Origin of the sequence: Actinomadura sp. CNU-125 (assembly GCF_001942465.1) — a bacterium.
In the GTDB taxonomy this organism is placed as follows: domain Bacteria; phylum Actinomycetota; class Actinomycetes; order Streptosporangiales; family Streptosporangiaceae; genus Spirillospora.
This window is the reverse complement of the sequence record NZ_MKJY01000523.1, coordinates 1-1,494: the sequence shown is the minus strand read 5'-3', so window position 1 is coordinate 1,494 and position 1,494 is coordinate 1. Positions and strand designations below refer to the sequence as shown.

The following is a 1,494-nucleotide window of genomic DNA, read 5'->3' as shown; positions in this document are numbered from 1 at the left end:
TGCAGGCGGTGCAGGAGCTGAAGCCCTCTTCGCGGGCCTCGGCGTAGGTGAGTTCCTCGGTTTCGCGGCCGGCGAGCTGGCGGCACGTGTCCAAGTGGTAGCGCTTGCGGCCGCGGACGACGAACACCAGTGCGTCGTCGGGCACGTCGACCGGCTGGGCCGGGATCTCGACGGCGTCGTCGAGCGGTTCCGGCGGTGTCCCGGCGGGACGGGCGCCGGTGGCCGGGGCGGGCGCGGGCTGCTTGGCACGCTTGTCCCGCTTGGATTTGCGCTTCTTGGCGGGCGCCGAGGAGGCGCCCGGGCCGAACAGTTCCTTGCGACGCAGGAACACCCCGATGGCCAGGCACAGCGCGGAGACGATGCTGACGCCGATGGAGATGTAGATCACCACCAGCGCGTCCAGGCCGAAGACCTGGGCGCTGTCGCCGTTGCCCGCGACGATTCCCGCGACGAGCAGGGCGATGGCCGCCACCACGAGCACGCCACTCAGGATGATCACAGGGTCTCTCCCCCTCGCTCAGACCGCTCGGCTCCCGGACCGCCCGAACGGCCCGGTGGTCGACCCGCCGGGGCGCCGCCGGGATGGCGACGGTGCCATCCTCGGCGCGGCGGACGGAACGACCCTATCGCCTGCGATGCCCGCGTCAGCGCCTCTCGTGCGGCGGGTTGTCGCCGCCGGAGTGGAAGGCGCCGGTCGCCGAGTGCTGGACCTGCTGCGGGCCGTGCTCGGCCGGTGCCGGGAAACCGGCGGGGGCCGCGCCGTTGCGGTTCTCACCCTGCGGGACGGCGTTCTGCGGGCCGGTCTGCGGGCCGGAGTTCTGCGGTTGCGGAGCGCCCGGGACGGCCGCGAACGCGCCGGTCTCGGTGCTGCCGGCTTCGAGGTCGCGCAGCTGGCCCTCCAGGTACACCTTCAGGCGGCTGCGGTACTCGCGCTCGAACGCGCGCAGGTTGTCGACCTCGCGCTCGAGCTCCTCGCGCTGCTGCACGAGGGAGCCCATGACCTGGCGGTGCCGCTCCTGGGCGTCGCGGTCGAGGGCCTCGGCGCGGGACCGGGCCTCGCTGACGATCTGGTCGGCCTGCCGGCGGGCCTTTCCGAGGATCTCCTCGGCCTCGCGGCGGGCGCGGCCGAGCGTCTCGTCGGCCTCGCGGCGGGCGTCGGCGATCGCCTGGTCGGCGGTCTGCTGCGCGAGCGCCAGCACGCGGGCGGCGGTGTCCATGTTGTCCTCGCCGCCGGACTGGGCGGCGGCCATCCCAAGACCGCCGAGGGCGGGCTCCGGCTCGGGCTGCTGCTGCACCGGCTGAACCTGCTGTACCGGCTGCGGCTCGGGCCGGGGCGGCTCGGGGATCTTCTGGATCTCCGGCTTCGGCTCCACGATGGGAGCCGCCATGGCGGGAACCTTGCCGCGAAGGCACTCGGCCAGCTTGGCCCGCAGTTCCTCGTTCTCTTGGATGAGGCGGTCGAGCTCGCTCTCGACCTCGTCGAGGAAGGCGTCC

Annotated in this window: 2 protein-coding genes; both read right to left on the bottom strand. The window is 73.6% G+C overall.

Translation table 11 applies throughout. The annotated features are described in order from the left end of the window. On the bottom strand, positions 1-499 hold a 499-nt coding region (locus BJF79_RS39630; RefSeq protein WP_075905131.1), incomplete at its 3' end, for a hypothetical protein. Between the two features lie 145 nt (positions 500-644). After that, a partial coding sequence (locus BJF79_RS39625) for a cell division protein DivIVA (protein WP_075905129.1) occupies positions 645-1,494 on the bottom strand: 850 nt, incomplete at its 5' end.